The sequence below is a fragment of the Labilibaculum sp. genome (assembly GCF_041595635.1).
In the GTDB taxonomy this organism is placed as follows: Bacteria; Bacteroidota; Bacteroidia; order Bacteroidales; family Marinifilaceae; genus Labilibaculum.
Map to the genome: position 1 here is coordinate 1 of NZ_JBFHJW010000069.1, position 19781 is coordinate 19781.

A 19781-nucleotide genomic window follows, 5' to 3' on the forward strand; every position below is an offset into this window, starting at 1 on the left:
TATGAAAGCAGAAAATACAATGCAAATATTTGCTCTGCTTATGAACCAATAATCCATTAAAATTCATAATAGCAACTTTGTCTTTTTGATGCAATTTACTTAACTTTAGCACATCGAACATGGTAAAATAGCACTCCTAAATCGAAACAAACAACAAATAAGCTTAAAATGCTGTAGATTAGACAATTACATTGATTTTTCATCTTCCATACGTTTCGATTTTTTACAAAAAACTAGTTTGTTTACACTTGTACTTTCTGTATCGGCAAATAAAAAAAAAACACAATTCCCCACACAAAAATGCATTTATTGCTGACAATCAGCACATACAAAGCCCCTTGTTTTCGAGGGGTTTTTGTTCAAAATGGAAAAATTGCTTGTGATAAATCAGGAAGGAAACTCTATTTCTACGAAAATAAACTCTCTTTTCTTTCCCGGGAAACGATTCTTAAAAACCGATATAGTAGAAGGCTGTTTACTGAATATGGTTTAATTTCTTTAAAAGTTCTGAAATGAAAATTATAACCTGCTTTCCCGTTTCTTTATCGAATGTCTCATTTTTTCCGTGAGTTAATCTTTGTGGATTTAACTTTCTTTGAGATCTTGTGCCCGGCCCTAAAACAATAGGGTAAAAGTTTTTGCGATAACTTTTGTCTAGAGAGTTGTAAATAATACTGGCATCAGACGCTCCAATATTATAAGTATATTCAAGATTTAAATTGTCATCTTCATAATTATTAATGATCGAAGAAATATTGTTCTTTAAAAATTTCTCCTCTATATTAAGTCCTTCTGAAATGGCAAAATCCTTTACTTGCTCGTATTCAATATCTTTCAGCTGATTGTGAATTTCGGAAAGGGAATCAAATGATCTATTACTGAGTATTAAAATATGTTTTTTCGAATTATTAGCAGATGATACCCTTATGTTTGTTGGGATTGTGGCAAAATTTTGCACCTCTCCTGCCTGAATAAGAGAATTTGCTTGAGCTTCTAATATAACCTGTGTAAGCAAATTATCGCTTCTCTTCACAGAACAAGCGTGTCCGCCATTTTGCCTTTTAATCAACCAATCAATAGTATCAGTTTTACCTTTGGGCAAAATACATACCGGATTCCAATTCGTTAATTTTTTAACATATTGTTGCAGTTTGAGAATATCATCAGTAATTTTTATGACATAGTTTCCTCGTTCAGATGTATAAATGCAAAGTGTCGACTTGTCTGCAACTTGCACCGTATTTTCTAAGACAAATAAATAGTTTGATTTTTGACTGACAGGCAATTCTTTGCCCATATTTTTAGCCATTTCAACGGAAGTTTTTTTACCAGATCCTTCCTCCTTAAAAGTAATCATGAAACCCACATTTTCGAGCTTAAGCAAATCATTTTTAAGCAGAAAGCTCAAGAAAAGCTGATAAGCAACTCCTGCCTTACAATCACTCACACCTCTGGCAACTATTTCTTTTTCATCCTCATATAATTTCCAGGGGTGAAATGGCGTATCCCAGTCCGAAATATTGGCATCTACAGTATCGATATGAGCACTAAGATAAGTAATGTTTTCTTGTAGATTAATATTTTTAGGAAGCGCTATTAAATTATTTTCTTTATCAAAAAACACAGAATACTCATCGAGATTTTTCTCAAATATTCCTTTGCAAAACAAAAGTGCAGTTTTTACACTTTCAGGCTTAGTAAAAACAGAAGGTAAATTCACCAATTGTCGTAAAAAACTTAGGTAATGGGAATAATTATCTGATACAGAATTGGTAATCATAAAGAGATATTTTGAGAATCTAAAAAAATGAACTTGTTATTTTAAATAATCTATCACTCTCATAGTGATAGAATTGTTCAATGAACCACCGTTAAATGATTTTTTTCATTTTATAGGAAGAAAACTCATTGTAATCATTGTGAGGCAAAATGGGATGGTCCTTTCAAGATTAGAAAAAAAATTATTTTGTATTAGTCATGGCTTAGCTATTTTTAGTTAAAGATAGAGGAGCTAATTCATGATCAAAAAAAATTAAAACCTGATTCACTTTATCCATTCTTAAGATGTGTTTGCCCTGTTCCAAATTGCCTATAAACCGAATACCCACTTCAGCTTTATCAGCCAAATCTTATTGAGTTAGATTTAACAACTTCCTTTTTTCTTTTATAAAAATGGGTAGTAACGCACGTGCATTATTAATACAGTTCTACCTTATCGGGCATAAATATACAATATCTTACTTAATTATATCTTTTCGGATATAATCTGAATTTATAGCCATATTGTATTTGGTGCGATTTTAAGCAAAAAAACCATTACTATGAAAAACAAGACCAAATTTAGAACTAATCAATAAAAATAAAAGGAAGTTTTCCGTGTATGTTCAATCCATATTTCAGATTCAATTTTTAAAATTAATATTCTGTTCTATTAGATTTTGAATTCCATTTTTGAAAGACCTTTAATGCCTCTTCACGCAATCCGTTTGTGAACTTTATTTGTCTATGAGAAATTTCTAATGCAATCTCATTGTAAATTAATTGATCATCAAATTCAATAGCGGCAGCATCTTCCCTTGTACAGCCATAAAAAACTTTTTTAGGTCTAGCCCAATATATGGCCCCCAAACACATGGGACAAGGTTCGCAAGAAGTATAAATTATGCAGTCGTCTAATTGAAACGTATTTAACTTTTTACATGCAGTACGAATAGCATCTACTTCTGCATGAGCCGTAGGATCATTTTGCGATGTTACCTTATTACATCCTTCGGCTATAATTTCTCCATTTTTTACAATCACTGCCCCAAATGGACCTCCTATATTAGAATCCATGCCATTTTCTGCAAGTTTAATAGCGCGCCTCATAAATTTTTTGTCCTCTTCTGTCATTTCTATTAATTTAGCATTTTTAGTATGTCTATTATACTAGGAATCAAAATCAACCAGTAATATATCTTTTTTAGATGAAGTACTAAAATAATATTATTGATTTCTATTTTTAATCATAATAATTTGTGCAGCAATACTTATAGCGATCTCATAAGGTGTTTGACTCTTTATTGCAAGTCCTATGGGTGCATGCACAACGTTTAATTCAGATGCAGTGACACCTTTTTTTTGCAATGCTCTCCAAATTGTTTTTAATTTTGAAGTACTTCCAAGTATACCTATGTATGCAAAGCTTTTTCTAATCAATTTACTCAGTACAAATTCATCATCGGTATAATTGCTTGTCATAATTACAACATAACTCTCTGAACCTTCTGAAATGTAATTTGTTATTAGGTTGAAGTCTACTACTAATTTCTGATGTGCACTCCTATTTAGATCAAGAGTAGATAGATATTCTCGATTATCGACAACAACAACATGAAAGCCAAGAGTAACGAACAAGTCAGAAACTGCTAAACTTACATGTCCACCGCCAACAATGTACAATGTATTTTTAAACCCTATGTATTCTTTATATAACCAATCTTGAGCTGAATTTATCTTAGATTCGAATTGGCCCTTTAGTTGTTCATTAGAAAAAATAATTGAAGTAGGTGTTAGCGTAAATACTCCTCTGTTATTGGCTTGCAAACAATCCAAGATACCTTTAATCATTGAAATATGTTGAGCGCCCAAAGGATGAAAGACTACAGTCTGTTCTCCAGAGCAAATCATTCCTGAACCATTTTCTTTGTGCCCTTGATGTAATTGCTTTTTCAGAAAAATTTTCAAATCACCATCTTGTAATAATTTTTTGGCCTCTTCTACCAATGAAAATTCCATGAGGCCTCCACCAATAGAACCAAAAATAAAACCATCTTCAGTCACCAGCATTTTAAAACCTTTTCTACCAGGAGAACTACCAATATTATCTATAACAGTTAATAGATATACATTATGGGTATCTATTAAGTTTGATAAAATATGTTGCCAGAATTTCATAGGTTTTATTAATTGAAATAAACTTCACTGAATAGATAATAAATAGCATTTAATGCAGAGAAAATAAAACTAGTTTCACCAATTTATGATTAGTTCTTTTCGTACAATCCCGTTAAAACCTTTCCTGGTGTAAATGGCGAATCAAACTTTAGTTTATAATTTTTATTAAATGCTTTTACTGCTTGTTGAATGGCAAAGTATGCACCAATTCCATACATCAATGGAGGTTCACCAACCGCTTTAGATTTACGAATAGCCATTTTATTTCCTTCCACTGCTGCAGGTATTATTTCGACTGTTTTAGGAGCAGAAAATATATCTGGCACTTTGTAAGTCGACAATGCATTCGATAATAATCGCCCATCACTACTGTATGCAATTTCTTCCGTTGTCATCCATCCAATTCCTTGCACAAGCGCACCTTCTACCTGACCTATATCTATACCGATGTTCATACTTTTCCCAAAATCATGAACAATTTTTACGAAGTCAATTTCATAGGTTCCTCTCACACAATCAAGGGTGACAGCTGTAATAGCAGTACCATAAACATGATAGGCAAAAGGATGTCCTTTTCCTTTTATTTTATCAAAATGAACAATAGGAGTTGCATAATGTGCATTTTCGGATAGGACAATTCTTTCTACCATTGCCTGAGCAACAATAGTTTCCCAAGTGAATTCTGATTTCTCTCCATTTACAAAAACATAATCTTCTTTAAAAAAAATAGTAGACTCATCAACACTCGCCATCTTAGCAGCTACCTTTCTCAATCTTTCAATTAATGCAACACAAGCCATATCCACAGCTTTCCCATTTAAATCAGCAGTAACACTCGCAGCAGAAGGCGAAGTGTTAGCTACACGTGTGGTATTTGTCGTTTCTAATTTTACTTTGTTTGCAGAGATACCCAAAGTGATTTGGGCAACTTGCAACATCTTTGTGTTCACCCCCTGCCCCATTTCTACCGCTCCTGTACTTACACCAACACTTCCATCCTGATAAATATGAACCAGAGCTCGTGCATGATTCATCATTGTATTTGTAAATGAAATACCGAAGGTAATAGGCATTAAAGAAATGCCTTTTTTAAAATGAGCATTCTTACGGTTGAAAGAAAAAATTTCCTTTTCTAGCTTACCAAACTCAAATTTTTCTTTTGCCGAGAACCAAGTACTTTGAGCTTCCACTTTCGTTGCAATCTGACCATAAGAAAATTCATCATTCTCCGCTAACAAATTGGCTTCCTGAATTTTTCTTTTGTCAATGCCCATTTCTTCAGCCATCTTGGCAATAGCCGATTCAATAACAAACATTCCCTGTGGTCCACCAAAACCTCTAAAGGCTGTATTAGGAGGCAAATTTGTCTTACAACTGTATACAACTGTACTTACATTAGGAATAAAATAGCTATTGGTCGCATGAAATAAGGTTCGCTCTGCAATAGCCGGTGATAGATCCGCAGCCGCGCCAGAGTTTTGTAAAAATTCTGCTTCGAAGGCCATTATTTTTAGGTCCTTATTTAATCCAATCTTAAAAAATGAAGAATATGGATGACGTTTTCCTGTCATTCGCAGATCATCATAACGATTGAGAATATATTTTATAGGTTTATTTAAATATTGTACGGCAACTGCAGCCATAACAGCCCAAGCTGTCGCTTGATCTTCCTTACCGCCAAATCCTCCACCCAGACGGATGACATCAACTTCAATCTTATGCATTGCAACCCCTAAAACTCTAGCCGCAGCCTTTTGCACTTGTGCTGGGCCTTGCGTAGATGATGTAATTTTTATACTTCCATTTTCTTGAGGAACCGCATAACAACCTTGTGTTTCCAAGTAAAGATGTTCCTGACCATTTGAAAACGTTTCACCTTCAGTTACATGATCGCAATTAGAAAAAGTTGCCGCTGTATCTCCTAATTTAAAGTAAATCGGTGCACTTATAAAACTCTTTTTTTCTTTGGCTTTTATTGCCGTTGTAATTACAGGTAGTTCTTCAATTTCTATTTCAATCAGCAAACGTGCCTTCTTGGCAATCGCCTCAGATTCGGCAACAATAAATGCAATAGGCTGTCCCCAATAATGAACTTCGTTCTCAGCCCATAATGGTTCATCAGGAAGAATTTCACCAATTTGATTTACACCCAAAATATCTTTGTAAGTAAATATTTTTACAACACCTTTTACTTTTTCTGCCTTGGAATAATTTACCTCCTTTATTTTTCCGTGTGCTTTTGGTGAATCGAATACCAAGCCAATCAAAGTATCTTGTCTGGTAATCAAATCATCCACAAAAATTGATTCTCCTCGAACATGAGTAAAGCTGTCAATATTTTTCATGGTCTTACTCATGTGATTAGTTTTTGAAGTTGAACCTTTGCCGGAAACAATTCAATAAAATGTGCGAAGAATAATTGCTGGGCTAATAAACGTTTATATTCAGAAGATCCTCTTGCATCACTAATTGGTGAAATCTCGGATTGTAAAATGGCGACTGCTTGCTTTATGATTTTCGAATTAATTGTTTTTCCAATGAAGAAATGACTGGTTTCGAATAGGTATTTTGGAATAGGTGCAACTCCGCCTATGGAAAAATGTGCGGCTTTGACCACATCGTTTTCCAGAGTGATTTTTACTGCTGTATTTACACTTGCTATATCTAAATGTTTTCGTTTACTTACCTTTTCAAAATTATAAAAGTCTCCAGACTTAAGAATATCAAAGGATATGCTTTTTAAAATTTCTCCCTTTTGCAAATCATACGTTTTATAACTTTTATAAAACTCGTAAAAATCTATTTGTCTTTCAGATTTAGTTTCAGTTTGAATCGTTAATCTTGAGTTGAGGGCTAAAAAGAATATTGTCATATCTCCAATCGGAGAAGCATTGATAAAATTTCCTCCCAAAGTCCCCATATTACGAATGGGTGCAGAAGAAACTAGTTTAAGAAATGATTTTAATTTCGGAAACAAGATATGTAATTTCTCATTTTTTAATAGTTCTGTAACTGTTGTGTTAGCACCTATTGCACACCTTGAATCTGTAAATTGAATCCCTTTCAACCATTCATAATCAGCAACTAGTTGTACTTGTTCCTCGGCAAGCTCATCAGCATTATGAATATAAATATCCGTTCCATTTGCGACAACTCTTCCTTTACTAGAAATAATATTAGGTTCTATCTCTTTTAATCTTTGTGGAATGGTCTGAAAATAATTCGGGATGAATCCCTCTTTGATCAACCAGGCTATGGAATCATTACTATCCCTTTTTTGCAATTTCTTTTCAATTACTATGCCCGCTTTTTCAATCGACTTATAACCCGTACACCTGCAAATATTTCCACTTATAGCATCATTGCAAGACCCCAAAACCCCTCTCCTGTTTTCCAATGCAAACTTGGTCATAGAAACCACAAAACCTGGTGTGCAAAATCCACATTGCGTAGCATTTTGATCAGTTATGGCCTTTTGTATCGTGTTTAATGATGAGGACAAATTAATACCTTCGATCGTTACAATATGCTTGCCATGGGCATTCCCAAGAGGGGAAATACAGGAAGTAATATTTTGATAAGAGACTTTGCCATTATCTAGGGTTCCAACTAAAACCGTACAAGCACCACAATCTCCTTCCCTACAACCAATTTTTGTTCCTTTTAATTGCTTGTGTTCTCGAATGAAATCCAGGAGCGTAAGCCCAGCATTTACAGCGGTCTCTATAAGCTCATTGTTTAGAATAAATTGAAGCATATGTAGAATACAAATTACAAAAAACTTAGAACAAGTACCCTTCTCGCTAGAAAGCTAGACTTGTGAAGCTATCGATTTAAGACGAAAATAATCTTACAAATTTGATATTACCAATCCAGCCAAACAACAATGTTCTCACTATTATTCAGCTAATTGATTTAAAAATGATAAAAAAAGTTAAAATATTTTTTATTTCTAAACGTTTGCTTAGTTTTGTTGTGCAAATAAAAATAATGACACAATTAAGAGAATATGACTCACAAGAAGTAGTAAATAAAGCAATGGACCTATTTTGGCGAAACGGCTACCAAACGACTTCTATACAAATCCTAAAAAAATGAGTATCAATAAATTTTCCAGATTAGGAAACAAACATCGTCTTTTTATGGAAAACTTAAAAGACTATGATGGTTACGACCTAATTATTAAAGAACAAATGAATTCGTTTATGCATCATCCAAAATCTCTTATTATTGAATTAATAAAAAAACCATTATGCAACAAGCTAACTTTTTACTCATAGCAAAGCATGGTTTAGCCGCTGTAACTAGAGTAAAAAAATTGGAAACTATATGGAGGTGACATCTAAAGCTTTATAAAATTTTTTATCTCATATCTAAACGATTGTTTAGATATGGATCAATCATTCTAAATATTTAAATCAAAAATTATGAAATTCGTATTATTTACAACAAATCTATTAATGAGTGCCGTTTTGAGCCGATTTGCCATATCAAAACTAGCTGGATGGGAAATATCAGTAAATGCATTTATAGAAATGGCTCAACCATTAGGTATAAACCCAACTTTTTTTAGGCTTTTCACAGGATTTGTAATTCTAAGCATTGTTATTGCTTACTTGAGCACTGCCATTTATTCTTTATTCGAAAGTAAAATTGGAAGTGAGGTTAAAATAAACTTCAAGAAATTTGCCAATTATTCAAATCTAATGGGGCTTCTCACAATGATTGGAGCGCTCTTGGCAGAGTTGTTTTTACGAGTACAACCCAAATGGCCTTTGGTTTATATAGCAATAGCAGTAATTATTTTATCAATAATAAACATGATTATTCTAAAAACTTCTACAAAATATAATGTTCAATGCTCTAAATAATATAGTTTGACACAGTCCCGCAAAGTGTGTAAATAAAGTTAATGGGCTTAGGTTAAACGCCTAGCTCCATTCTCAAATATTGAAATCTAATTTTTTGAGGTTATATTCTTTATCCTCTAATAATCTCCATTTTGTATCCATCAGGATCTGTAATAAAATAATATTTAACTTTCTCTCCTGGTAGTCCCTTAAGGTCTGTTGTTTCGATGCCCATATTTTTATGAAACTTATGAGACCCTTCCAAATCACTCACAATCAACGCAAAATGACTAAATCCATTTCCCATTTCATAAGGTTTTTCGGTATCATAATTATGAGTTAGCTCTATTTCAAAATTTTTATTTTCATCACTAAGATACACTAAAGTAAACTTGTAATCAGGATAATCCAACCTTCTTACTTCTTCTAAAGACAATGCTTTTTTGTAAAATTCCAAGGACTTATTTAAATCCATTACTCTGATACAGGCATGTTCTAATTTGTATTTCATACTTCTTTATCCTCAAGATTAATCACTCTAAGTCAAAATTTTATTATCTCTTCAATATATTTAAAAGAGAAACAAAGATCAAATTTTATCTCCCAAACTTATTCAATAGATTTATTTAATATAGTTTTTTTGCTAACCTCTTTCTTTTTATGGAACCCTCACAACACATTTCCCCCCCTAACAATGCCTTAACTAATAATAAAACATCTTCCCAATTGGCCACAAAAACCTATAAAACTCATTTCTACACCAACTCAACCTCACTCACACCATTGCTCTTTTTCAGCACTTTTATTTGTGCCGGAATCCGTTCCTTTAGGTTCTCAACATGAGAAATAATTCCAATCATTTTGCCCTGAGCTTGCAGGGTCTCTAAACTTGAAATCACCGTCTCCAAAGTCTGACTGTCCAAAGTACCAAAACCCTCATCAATAAATAAGGAATCGATGCTCACATTATTACTGGCCAAATCCGACAAGCCAAGAGCTAAAGCCAAACTAATCAGGAATTTTTCGCCTCCACTTGAAGTATCTACATAACGCGCCTCATCAGTCTGATAATGATCGATCAACTTAAAAAAAAGCTCCTCGCCCGACTTGTAGGTAGCATCTAAACGGAGGGAATAACGCTTGTTTAGCTTGAACAAATGCATATTCGCCAACTGAATCAAATTATGTAGCGTTAAACGTTGCACATAGGTATTAAACGCATGTTTCGATCCGCCCAATAAGCTCATCAAATCGGTCCATTTCTTAAGGACTTGCTCCTGTTTTGAAATTTCAAGAGTCACTGCTTGGTTTCGATCCTTAATCTGCTTATCCAGTTCGAACTTCTGCCTGATTTCCCCAGTTCGCTCGGTCAACTTATTCTTTTCCGACTCAATTTTTTTTTGATTTTCAGTCGCCTCATCAGCAGAAATATCCGAATTCTTCTCCTTCTCTAACTTCTCAAAATCTCCTTTTAATCGATTTCCTAAGGTTTTTAATTCTAAACTCTTATCGTCAATTCCTTTCGCAATTTTTATGAACTGCGCTTTATCCTCCAAACTCAAAAGAGCTTTCTCCACTGCTGCTCGAGATTCAAAATCACTAACCTCAATTGCCTGATTGAAGTTTAAAATTTCTTCCTTCAAGCTGCTTTCTGATTTTACCTGTTCTTTCTGCAGATTCTCAATCTCTTTTGTTTTACTAACTTGTTCGGTCCTTACTGTTTGCAAAATTTTTGTGGCTTGATCGAATCCTTTTTTAGAAGATTCCTTTGCTTTCTGTAGCTGTTCTCTCTTTTCTGCAATACTAATCTCCAGAGGTAGAATGGCCTTTCTTTCCACTAAAACAGCCTGTAATTTAGCTTCCGTTTCTTTTAACTCCTTCTCAAGTACGGCTTGATTTTTTTGTTTTTCGGTAGATTGTTCCCGATTATTTTTAATATCATTAGCCAATTGAGCAATCAAATTCTTCACCTCTACCTGTTGCTTTATTTTGCTCTGATAACTAGTAATCTCCAACTCAATGGCCTTCACAAAAGCATCACTTTCTTCTACAGCTGGCAATACAAGTTTGTAGTGCGCCAATTCCTCACTCAGCTGAGTCTCCAGCTTCTTCGTCTCCTCACCAAGACTCTTTATGTCGGCATTTTTACCCTTCAGTTCGAGACTTAGATTTTCCAGCTTCTCTTTCAATGTAGCCTGCCTGGTCTTTAAATTATTTACAATCTCAATTTGTTTTTTGCAAGCCTCATCCTGCTGGTTCTTTAGCTTTTGCAAACTTTGCCCCTCCATAATCTGCTTAGCCAATACCTCACCCGCCTTATTTAGCTCAAGCCATTTCTTGCGGATACTATCAAGCTCTTCTATCTTGCAATCTAAGTTCAGTGGACTAAAATTCTCAAGTGCCTTTTTCTTCTGATCGTCTAAAGTTCTAAGCTGACTGCCATTGGTTTCCATTTTTGCACCTATAGCAACCAACTTAAACTCTATTTCCTTTTCTTCCTTTAAAAGAAGATCAAGAAACTGTTTGCGCTTCTCAAACTCAACTTTAGATTCAGACAAGCTAACACTTTCGTACTTTGTTACATAAGGATGATTCGTAGAACCACACAAATGGCAGGGACTCCCCTCTACTAATTTCTTTCGTTCCTCTTCGAAGCTGTGTATTTTTCTTTCCAATTCAAGAATTCGTTCTGCATCTTTCAAAGCAGTTTCGGCGGCCGTTTTTTTGACTTGCAAGTCCTTATTTTGCTTCAACAGGACTTGTTTTTCTTTATCCTTTTCCTTCTGCTCCTTTTGTAAAAGCTTTTCTTGTTCATCTATTTCCTGGGTCTGTTTCGCGAGTCTTCCTCCCTCTTCCCAATTACTCTTTTGTTTTTCAACCTGCTCTTTTTTTATCAAAAGCTCATCCAAAGAATTTGTACGAAGAAACTGACTTGTTTTCTCCAAGCTTTCATTCAATCCATTCAATTGAACCTGATTGCGTTCATACGAAACTGTAGTTTCTTTCAGCAAAGTCAGGCTTTCCTTCCTGCTCTTCTCCTTCTGATGAATAACTTTACCATCAAGCTTTAACTGTTCTAAATTTCTTTTGCGAATCAGCAAATGCGAACGCCATTCGACAATCTCCCGTTCTAAAAGCAAACAATCTTTATGCTTCAGTAAAAACGCATCAATGCTAGCCAATTCTTTCGTTTTAGCTTCCCGATTTTTGTTTTTAGCTTCGAACAAATCTTGTAATTTGGAAATTTGTAGCTTACACTCCTCAAGAGCTTTTTGCGTGGCCAATTTCTTCTCTTTGCCATTCTTACAATCCGCATCATACTTAGCTACCTGTTCTAATTTTGGCAACCAGGTGGTAAAATTATTTTCGCTTTGCTGATGCGCCAGTTTATACTTCTCTTCCTGTTTTTGAGCTTCACTTATCTTCCCAGTCAAACTCTTTAAAACTTCCTGTAATTCCTGAAACCTTATTTTAGAAGTTTCTTGTTCTTTCTCCAGGCGTTTTATACTCTCCAGCAATTCCTTATAAGGCTCGGCCTTTTCATGCAGGCTTAACGCCTCAATCGTCAACTTACTTTTCTGCTTTTCATCCTCTAAAGCAAGCATTTGTCGTTCTAAATTCCCTTGTTCTTTCTCTAGTTCTACTTTCTTTTTCAGCCATGCTAAAATAAGCTCTACCTCTTTCAATTCAGCAGCCAGCTTTCCGATATCTTTTTTCAATACTTCTTGTTCAGCTTTCAACTCTTGTCGCAACTCATCGCTCAGCAAATCTTCCGCATTTAGTTTGGCTCTGATCTTATCCAGTTTTTTACTTTCCTCACCAATTCTGGCTCCAATGGTTTCCCCAATCTTTTTATAGATATCTTCTCCAGTAATCTGCTCAAGCAACTTGCCCTTTTCCGCTGAACTGGCCGATAAAAATGCAGCAAATTCACCCTGCGCCAACAGCACTGATCGCAAAAACTGATTGTAGTTCAACTGAATTACTCGCTCTACTTCCGTTTTTACCTCCGTTTTTTTCTCGGCAATAATTTTTCCTGTCGATAGATCTTTCAAACGAACTTCTTCCTTCGGATTCGTCAATGCTTTCCCAGCTTTGGTAGTCAGTCTTATGCTCCAGTGAGCTTCGTAACGCCTCTCCTGACTTTCGAAACTCACTCGCGCCATAGCCTCAGTAGCTCCATAACTTACCACATCCAGCAAATTGGCTTTTGCCGATGTAGCATTAAAGCGGGGAACACTGTGATACAAAGCAATGGTGATGGCATCTAATATGGTGGTTTTGCCTGCTCCGGTTGAACCCGTAATGGCATACAAACCAACATCTTTAAAAAGGTCATTCTCAAAATCAATAACTATAGGTGTTTTCGATTTTAAGGAATTGATATTCTGTAATTCTATTTTTAAAATTCTCATGGGGCAATCGGTCTAATTCTCTCTGGCTATTTGTAAGGCTTCATTAAAGGCATCAAAAATTTCAGTATTTTCAGTTATATCAAAATTCTGTTCCCTGCATTTCATTTTAAAAACCTCGATAGGTTGCAACTCTTTAATTTGTTTTGAATTCTCAAGCAAAGCCTCCAGACCTTGTATGTTTCTCTCATTTTTCAGGCTAATTTTCAAGACTTCCAAATTCAAATCTTCTGCGGCCTTATTAATTTCCTGATTCTCAATTTTAGCATTCATCTGATTATCGATTACCACTTCCACCCAGGGTGTTAATGAATGACTTTCCTTATCAATCTGTTGCAAATGTGCAATGCACTCCTCCACCGAACCCTTCACCCGAAGTATTTCCCGAAACTTAGGCACAAGAACATTCTCTATTTTCAGTGGCTTCTCCTTAGCAGTCTCAATCAAAATCACATTTTTCTCGTAGCCAATTTCACTAAAACTTAAAATGGTAGGAGAACCCGAATAACGAATGTGATTGCTTCCACCTGCTTTTTGTGGACGATGCAAATGCCCCAATGCAATGTAATCGAAGATCTTTGGGAAATCTTCTGCTCCAATATCGCCCAGATTTCCCACATAAATACTCTGCTCACTCTCCGATGTAGAACCACCAATGGCAAACAAATGTCCCATCGCAATTACTGGCTCTGACTCCGATTTTAGGCTCTCACAGTAGGCTCCAACTTCGGCATAATGATTCACCAAAGCCAATTTATATCGATCTCCAATATCGTCGAAAGACTCTCCAGCAACGGCTCGCCGAATATCCTGATCGCGCATATAGGGAACAGCGGCTACAACAACTTGCTCTTCGCCTACCGAAAGCTTAAACACCTCATCGGCTACATTTTCGGTCACTTTACCCACTACCTGAACTTGCAAGGCAGACAGCAACTCCTTGGGCGCATTTATGGTTCCAGGAGCATCATGGTTACCTCCTGTAATTATCACGTGCTTACAAGATGTATGAGTCAATTGAATCAGAAAATCGTAATACATCTTCTGACTTTGAGTTGAAGGAACTCCATTGTCAAATACATCACCCGATACTAACAAAACAGATACCTCTTCGCTTTTAATGTACGCCTCTAACCAAGCTAAAAACTGCGATTGTTCTTCGTATTGCGATTGTTCGTGAAGACGATGTCCTAAATGCCAATCGGATGTATGTAGTATTTTCATTCTTAATTTTCTTTAATCTATACCAAACAGGAGTACTAATCCCAGTATTTAACTAGGATTAGTACTCCTAAAAGTCTCGTAAATATATTTATAAATTCATTAATTCTTCCATTTTATAGACTGCTCTTTGGAGCTTTGGTTTGGATTTTTCCATTTACAAAATAAAGCTACTGATTCAGATAGAAATAGCTTCTTCCTCCTATCTTTCTTTATCTTGAGATACTTCTAACTCTTTTTTCACTTCTAAGATTATTGTATCCTACCTATATTCCTTGTGCATTTTGAAAATTGATAAAAAGTCAAATTTTCACTAACTTAAGTACCCCTCTGTCAAATAGGTATCATGAAAAAAAAAGGAACTCACATACCTAATAATTCTAGAAAGAAATGCTTTCTTATAGTGGTTTTGCTTTTTTTTCAGGTTCATCTTTTCGGAACCAACCACACACAAAACGATACTAATACTATTAATTTGCTTACGCATGAAGCCTACCAGTTAGCAAGAATAAATCCAGAACATTCCATTAGTATAGCATACGAAGCATTGCATCTTTCGCAAAAGCAGAACTTTAAAAAAGGAATTGCTGATGCAAATCTTGCCCTTGGTGCAGCTTTTATGGCAAAATACAATCCAATGGACAGTGCAAGCTTCTATTTTCACAAAGCTTTAGAAGATTATAGTGATCTTCAGGATTTTACCGGAATGGCAAGAGCTTGCTATGGACTTTCTTTTCTTTACAATTTTAAAAACAATGCAGAAGAAGCCCTAATTTTTGCAACTCGAAGTGTAAACTATTTCGAACAAAGCCGACATAACAAGGAAAAGATAGCGGCACTATCTGCATTAATTTATTTAGAAAGAAAGGCCGGAAACTATGAAAAATCACTAAGGCTATCTGTTAAGGCTATCAATACAGCACAATCGGTTAAAGATACAAGTCAGTGGGCCAACGCCATTAATGATCGTGGACATCTTTTTAAAGATATGTTTCTTTTTAACCAGGCAATAGATTCTTATTTCGAAGCATTTAGGCTTTGGGAAGAAAAAAATGATTCATCGGGACTTGCCATTGCCTTTGGGTCAATTGCCAACCTCTATTTTTATCAGGAAGATTACAAAAAATCACTTGAATTCAATCTTAAAAAACTTGAAATAATAAAAACCACGAAAAATCTTTGGGAAACGAGTAAGACACTCAATAATACTGCATTGTCATATAGTAATTTGGGGCAACATGCAAAAGCCTTAGCTTATATGCGAAAAAGTTTAAGTCTTTCTAAAAAATTGAATTATAGTGAAGGAATTGCATTAAGCTACAATAAAATAGGAGAAACATTCTTAAAAATGGGGGAAGCCGATTCTGCATTTTTTTATAGTACAAAAGCAGTTTTAATTGCCCAAGAACAAAATAGTAAAAAACTAGCTGATTATTTGGTTACACAGGCATCCGCACTCGAAAAACAAAATAAATATAAAAAAGCACTGAGTACAGCAAAAAAAGCTCACAGCTTGGCCAAAGACAATAATAATCAACAAACCATACTTTCTTCTGCCTTCCTTTTAAACCAAATATACTACCAAATGGGAAGAGCAGACCTAGCCTATCCTTTTCTTGCCGAACACATAAAACTAAACGACAGCATAAACAATAAAGCTTTTATGCGTAAAGTAACCCGACTCGACTTGCAACACGAATACGATAAAAAACAAAGAATTATCCAATACAAACTAAACCTTTTGGATAAAGACAACCAGATTAAAACCGAACGGCTACGTAAAACATGGATTTTGTTTCTGGCTTTGCTTTTATTAACTGTTGCGGGAACAACAATCAGTTTTCTTACCATCCGTAACAAAAACCACCACATTGAACAAATGAAACTCGAAATAAGAAACTACCTGCTTCATCTAGAAAAACACAAAGTCCAACATGAAAATGAAAATCCGATAAGAATGCTTGTAAACAACTATGGATTGACACAACGGGAAGCCGAAATAATGGAATTAATTGCCACTGGAATTGGTAATAAAGAAATTGCTGAAAGACTTTTCATCTCGAAAAACACCATCAAATTCCACATCAAAAATATTTTTATAAAACTCGATGTTAGAAACCGTGTGCAAGCTTTACAAAAAATAGCAGGCTAGAGTTAAATTCACCCTGATAAATTTAATATTTGTATAATCATCAGATTCTTATAGCCACCTCCTTAAAAGTACAATCGTAAAATATAGAAATTATCCAAGTCCTTTATTAATCATTTCCCCACCCTATAATACATTAAAAATTCTCACATCAAATAAGTAAAACTACCCTTTGGGGTAGTACATCGGATGTTGTTTAGGTTGTAATTTTACTTAGAGTTCTAAACGCCACGTATGCAAAATTCACAAAATTTAACCGATCGAGAATCGGAAATAATGCTCATGATTAAGGCAGGTTATTCAAATAAAAAAATATCACAAAAAACCAGCATATCATTGAACACCGTAAAATACCACCTGAAACGAATCTATAAAAAACTCCAGGTGCAAAATCGAGTGGAAGCTATTAATAAATTTAGCGCATTAAACTAAAATAGAAAATTATGAAAACGAAATTATTCAGTTTACTTACAACTGCAATTTTCTTACTTAGTTTCTGTGTAAATGCACAGGAGGTTATTGATCCGAAAGAAGAAGCAGAAAAAGAAGGAACCACACGTGTCAACAAAAAAATTGACAAAGGTGTAGACAAGGGACTAGACAAAGTCGAGAAAGGAATTGGCAACCTTTTTGGCAAGAAGAAGAAAAAAAACAAAAAGAAGGAAGAACAGACCAAGGAAAATAATCAAGAGCAACAAGTACTTGATCAAGTCGAAAATGATACTGAGACTGATCTAACACTTAATTGGGCAAAATACGATTTTGTTCCAGGTGATAAGGTAATTTTTGAGGACAACCTTGAGGGTGAAGAAAATGGAGAGTTTCCTTCACGATGGGATTTAATGCGCGGAAATGCAGAAATCGCCGAATTTGGAAGCGAAACTGTAATAATGTTTCGTGACGGAGCCCCAACGGTTATGCCATATATGAAAAATGCTAAAGAAGATTACCTCCCCGACGTATTTACCATTGAATTTGATTTGTACTGTGGCACTGACAATTTTATCGCTTATTTATATGACCGAAAAAACCAGAAGTCTGGCAGCCCTACTGGTTATACAAGCTTCAATATTAAATATGACCGGATGGAATTTGGCACATCATCCAGCAGACATCCTGATGAAAAGAGCCTAAAAAAAAGAAGATGGATACATGTAGCGATTGCCTATACAAATGGAAAATTGAAAGGATACATGGACGAAACCCGAATGATAAATATTCCAAGATTAGATTTCGACCCCAAAGGGCTTTCATTGCATAGTTACCATGCCCATAACGAAAATCTATACTACATTAAAAACATAAGGATTGCTGAAGGCGGCGTAAAATTTTATGACCGAGTATTACAGGATGGAAAAATAATCGCCAACGGCATACGCTTCGATACAGGCAAAGCAACGCTTAAACCAGAATCGATGGGGATTATTAATGAAATAACAAAATTAATGCAGGATCATCCTGATCTTAAATTTGGAATAGAAGGACATACCGATAGTGATGGCAATGATACAAGCAACTTAAAACTTTCTGACGAACGTGCAAAGACAGTTAAAAATACCATGGTAGGATTGGGTATTTCGGCTGATAGATTGAGTACAAAAGGAATGGGAGAAACAGTTCCAATGGATACTAACGACACGCCTGAAGGAAAAGCTAATAATCGCAGGGTGGAATTTGTGAAAAAATGAATGCTAATTTAGGTGAGCTTGAACTCTGCCTATCGAATATCGGAGCAATGCGCGAAGAAAAAAAGTAACATTCCTGCTCTTTTGAGGGAAAGCAGGAAGATAAGAACAAACACAATACATACCAAAATGAAATTCAATAAAAATATTACTACAACTCTTTTTGCGATGGTTATTTTAGTTGTATCTAATTACAACTTAATCGCACAAAACACCACCGAAACTCCGGAAATTATCAAAGTTACCCTTAAAACTGATGTGTCTGAAATTGAACAAGTAATTGCCAACGGAGCAGATATAAACCAACAAGATGACAAAGGCTACACCGCTTTAATCTGGGCTTGCTCGTACAGTTCGCGCAAGAATTACAGTGATGCAGCAAAATTATTAATATCAAAAGGTGCCAACATAAATATTCAGGCAAACGATGGAAATGCAGCTATTATTGAAGCTGCCGGAAGTTCTCCAGAAATATTTAACCTACTTATTGACAAAGGAGCTGATGTAAAAGTTAAGAAAAATGATGGTTCGGGGGCATTCTTCGATTGCCTGGCGACCTTAATAAACTACGGATTCGAATTCAACAATGACTATAAAAAAGTAATTGAGTTCCTGCTCGCCGAAGGTGCTAACGTTGACGATGCACCGGTTTCAGGTGATTTGAAGGGTTTCACTCCCTTGATTTTTGCCGCCCGTGACAATAAGCTTGAAATAGCAAAATTGTTAATAGAACACGGTGCTGATGTAAATGCAAGAAACACCTACGAACAAACTCCTTTATCAGTGGCTGAAGGAAAACCCGAAATGATAAATCTTTTAAAAACGAACGGAGCAAAATAACTTTAAAATGTACAGATATGATTTATGCAATTGTACTACTTATCCTTTTAAGCCTGTTGATTATAGAACTTTACAACTCCCTTATTCGAAGAAAATATCCGTTTTTTGATACTACTAACTGGAATTGTTAAGGACTTAAACTTAAATACACGGATATGGACAAAAGAATAACACAAACTGAGCGAAGGCCAAAAAATAATAGTAAAATGTTAGGCTTTATTTTTACCCTAACAGGTGGTCTTGTGTTTTATTTCTTTGGATTTCCTCCATTAAAATATGGATACGAATCAAAAAGCTGGCCCAAAACCCAAGGAACCATCACCCAATCGGAAATAAGCAGTTGGATAAAAGACAGCAACTCCCAATACGATGCCCAGATTAATTACAGCTAAACCATTGACGGCAAAAACTACAACTCATCTAAAGTAAATACTGGTGGGGCTTATTCGGGAAGTAGTATGAATAAAGCAAAAGAAATTGTTGCGGAATACCCCATAGGAAAAACTGTCGATGTTTTTTACGATCCTGAAGTGTTGGATTCTGCTGCCCTGAAACCTGGAATTCCTGGGACAGATATTGTTATGGCAGCATTTTCGTTGCTGTTCTTATTTGTTGGACTATCGGTACTTTTGGGCATAGTAAAGCCACAGCGAACTACTAATCAAAATCATACACACGGGCGAACCAA

Annotated in this window: 16 protein-coding genes; 8 read left to right on the forward strand and 8 right to left on the reverse strand. The window is 35.2% G+C overall.

Annotation, left to right across the window (positions count from 1 at the left end; all coding sequences use genetic code 11):
* Nucleotides 1–475: 475 nt before the first annotated feature.
* The 5 genes from ABYT26_RS15160 to ABYT26_RS15180 all read right to left on the reverse strand — a co-directional run bounded on the left by ABYT26_RS15160 (nt 476) and on the right by ABYT26_RS15180 (nt 7693).
* A complete protein-coding gene (locus ABYT26_RS15160; RefSeq protein ID WP_372755400.1) occupies nt 476–1780 on the reverse strand; it encodes a M20/M25/M40 family metallo-hydrolase in 1305 nt (434 codons plus the stop codon).
* A gap of 635 nt (nt 1781–2415) precedes the next feature.
* Entirely contained in the window at nt 2416–2892 is a 477-nt protein-coding gene (locus tag ABYT26_RS15165) for a nucleoside deaminase (RefSeq protein ID WP_372755402.1), read from the reverse strand.
* A gap of 93 nt (nt 2893–2985) precedes the next feature.
* Complete coding sequence (locus tag ABYT26_RS15170; protein WP_372755404.1) at nt 2986–3936, reverse strand: XdhC family protein; 951 nt, start codon at nt 3934–3936, stop codon at nt 2986–2988.
* 89 nt (nt 3937–4025) lie between these two features.
* Nucleotides 4026–6293, reverse strand: coding sequence for a molybdopterin cofactor-binding domain-containing protein (locus ABYT26_RS15175; protein ID WP_372755406.1), 2268 nt, complete (start codon nt 6291–6293; stop codon nt 4026–4028).
* The gene (locus ABYT26_RS15180) at nt 6290–7693 is read right to left on the reverse strand and encodes an FAD binding domain-containing protein (RefSeq protein ID WP_372755408.1); all 1404 of its coding nucleotides are present in this window, start codon (nt 7691–7693) and stop codon (nt 6290–6292) included. Before ABYT26_RS15180 ends, ABYT26_RS15175 begins: the two co-directional genes overlap by 4 nt.
* Nucleotides 7694–8030: 337 nt before the next feature.
* Here ABYT26_RS15180 and ABYT26_RS15185 point away from each other — a divergent pair, with 337 nt between their 5' ends.
* Together ABYT26_RS15185 and ABYT26_RS15190 are read left to right on the forward strand one after the other, a co-directional pair.
* Nucleotides 8031–8216 (forward strand): hypothetical protein, encoded by a 186-nt coding sequence (locus ABYT26_RS15185; RefSeq protein WP_372755410.1) that lies wholly within the window; start codon nt 8031–8033, stop codon nt 8214–8216.
* A 147-nt stretch (nt 8217–8363) separates the two neighbouring features.
* Entirely contained in the window at nt 8364–8807 is a 444-nt protein-coding gene (locus ABYT26_RS15190; protein WP_372755412.1) for a hypothetical protein, read from the forward strand.
* 109 nt (nt 8808–8916) lie between these two features.
* On the opposite strand, the gene ABYT26_RS15195 is transcribed toward ABYT26_RS15190, so the two are convergent.
* From ABYT26_RS15195 to ABYT26_RS15205, 3 genes are all read right to left on the reverse strand, one after another.
* On the reverse strand, nt 8917–9297 hold the full coding sequence (locus ABYT26_RS15195) for a VOC family protein (RefSeq protein WP_372755414.1): 381 nt from the start codon (nt 9295–9297) through the stop codon (nt 8917–8919).
* 244 nt (nt 9298–9541) lie between these two features.
* On the reverse strand, nt 9542–13201 hold the full coding sequence (locus ABYT26_RS15200; protein WP_372755416.1) for an AAA family ATPase: 3660 nt from the start codon (nt 13199–13201) through the stop codon (nt 9542–9544).
* Nucleotides 13202–13213: 12 nt separating this feature from the next.
* A complete protein-coding gene (locus ABYT26_RS15205) occupies nt 13214–14422 on the reverse strand; it encodes an exonuclease SbcCD subunit D C-terminal domain-containing protein (RefSeq protein WP_372755418.1) in 1209 nt (402 codons plus the stop codon).
* A 343-nt stretch (nt 14423–14765) separates the two neighbouring features.
* On the opposite strand from ABYT26_RS15205, the gene ABYT26_RS15210 reads away from it, so the two are divergent.
* The 6 genes from ABYT26_RS15210 to ABYT26_RS15235 form a co-directional block, all read left to right on the forward strand.
* The gene (locus ABYT26_RS15210) at nt 14766–16571 is read left to right on the forward strand and encodes a LuxR C-terminal-related transcriptional regulator (protein WP_372755420.1); all 1806 of its coding nucleotides are present in this window, start codon (nt 14766–14768) and stop codon (nt 16569–16571) included.
* A 231-nt stretch (nt 16572–16802) separates the two neighbouring features.
* Complete coding sequence (locus tag ABYT26_RS15215) at nt 16803–17000, forward strand: response regulator transcription factor (RefSeq protein WP_372755422.1); 198 nt, start codon at nt 16803–16805, stop codon at nt 16998–17000.
* Between the two features lie 11 nt (nt 17001–17011).
* On the forward strand, nt 17012–18256 hold the full coding sequence (locus ABYT26_RS15220) for an OmpA family protein (RefSeq protein WP_372755424.1): 1245 nt from the start codon (nt 17012–17014) through the stop codon (nt 18254–18256).
* A gap of 126 nt (nt 18257–18382) precedes the next feature.
* The gene (locus tag ABYT26_RS15225) at nt 18383–19093 is read left to right on the forward strand and encodes an ankyrin repeat domain-containing protein (RefSeq protein ID WP_372755426.1); all 711 of its coding nucleotides are present in this window, start codon (nt 18383–18385) and stop codon (nt 19091–19093) included.
* Between the two features lie 155 nt (nt 19094–19248).
* Nucleotides 19249–19485: a hypothetical protein gene (locus tag ABYT26_RS15230; protein ID WP_372755428.1), complete on the forward strand. Its 237-nt coding sequence runs from the start codon at nt 19249–19251 to the stop codon at nt 19483–19485.
* A gap of 66 nt (nt 19486–19551) precedes the next feature.
* Nucleotides 19552–19781: DUF3592 domain-containing protein (locus tag ABYT26_RS15235; protein ID WP_372755430.1), on the forward strand; the 230-nt coding region annotated here is incomplete at its 3' end.

Coding starts and splice junctions, on each gene's coding strand:
- ABYT26_RS15160 (WP_372755400.1), bottom strand. CDS start 1,780: ATGATTACCAATTCTGTATCAGATAATTATTCCCATTACCTAAGTTTT.
- ABYT26_RS15165 (WP_372755402.1), bottom strand. CDS start 2,892: ATGACAGAAGAGGACAAAAAATTTATGAGGCGCGCTATTAAACTTGCA.
- ABYT26_RS15170 (WP_372755404.1), bottom strand. CDS start 3,936: ATGAAATTCTGGCAACATATTTTATCAAACTTAATAGATACCCATAAT.
- ABYT26_RS15175 (WP_372755406.1), bottom strand. CDS start 6,293: ATGAGTAAGACCATGAAAAATATTGACAGCTTTACTCATGTTCGAGGA.
- ABYT26_RS15180 (WP_372755408.1), bottom strand. CDS start 7,693: ATGCTTCAATTTATTCTAAACAATGAGCTTATAGAGACCGCTGTAAAT.
- ABYT26_RS15185 (WP_372755410.1), top strand. CDS start 8,031: ATGAGTATCAATAAATTTTCCAGATTAGGAAACAAACATCGTCTTTTT.
- ABYT26_RS15190 (WP_372755412.1), top strand. CDS start 8,364: ATGAAATTCGTATTATTTACAACAAATCTATTAATGAGTGCCGTTTTG.
- ABYT26_RS15195 (WP_372755414.1), bottom strand. CDS start 9,297: ATGAAATACAAATTAGAACATGCCTGTATCAGAGTAATGGATTTAAAT.
- ABYT26_RS15200 (WP_372755416.1), bottom strand. CDS start 13,201: ATGAGAATTTTAAAAATAGAATTACAGAATATCAATTCCTTAAAATCG.
- ABYT26_RS15205 (WP_372755418.1), bottom strand. CDS start 14,422: ATGAAAATACTACATACATCCGATTGGCATTTAGGACATCGTCTTCAC.
- ABYT26_RS15210 (WP_372755420.1), top strand. CDS start 14,766: ATGAAAAAAAAAGGAACTCACATACCTAATAATTCTAGAAAGAAATGC.
- ABYT26_RS15215 (WP_372755422.1), top strand. CDS start 16,803: ATGCAAAATTCACAAAATTTAACCGATCGAGAATCGGAAATAATGCTC.
- ABYT26_RS15220 (WP_372755424.1), top strand. CDS start 17,012: ATGAAAACGAAATTATTCAGTTTACTTACAACTGCAATTTTCTTACTT.
- ABYT26_RS15225 (WP_372755426.1), top strand. CDS start 18,383: ATGAAATTCAATAAAAATATTACTACAACTCTTTTTGCGATGGTTATT.
- ABYT26_RS15230 (WP_372755428.1), top strand. CDS start 19,249: ATGGACAAAAGAATAACACAAACTGAGCGAAGGCCAAAAAATAATAGT.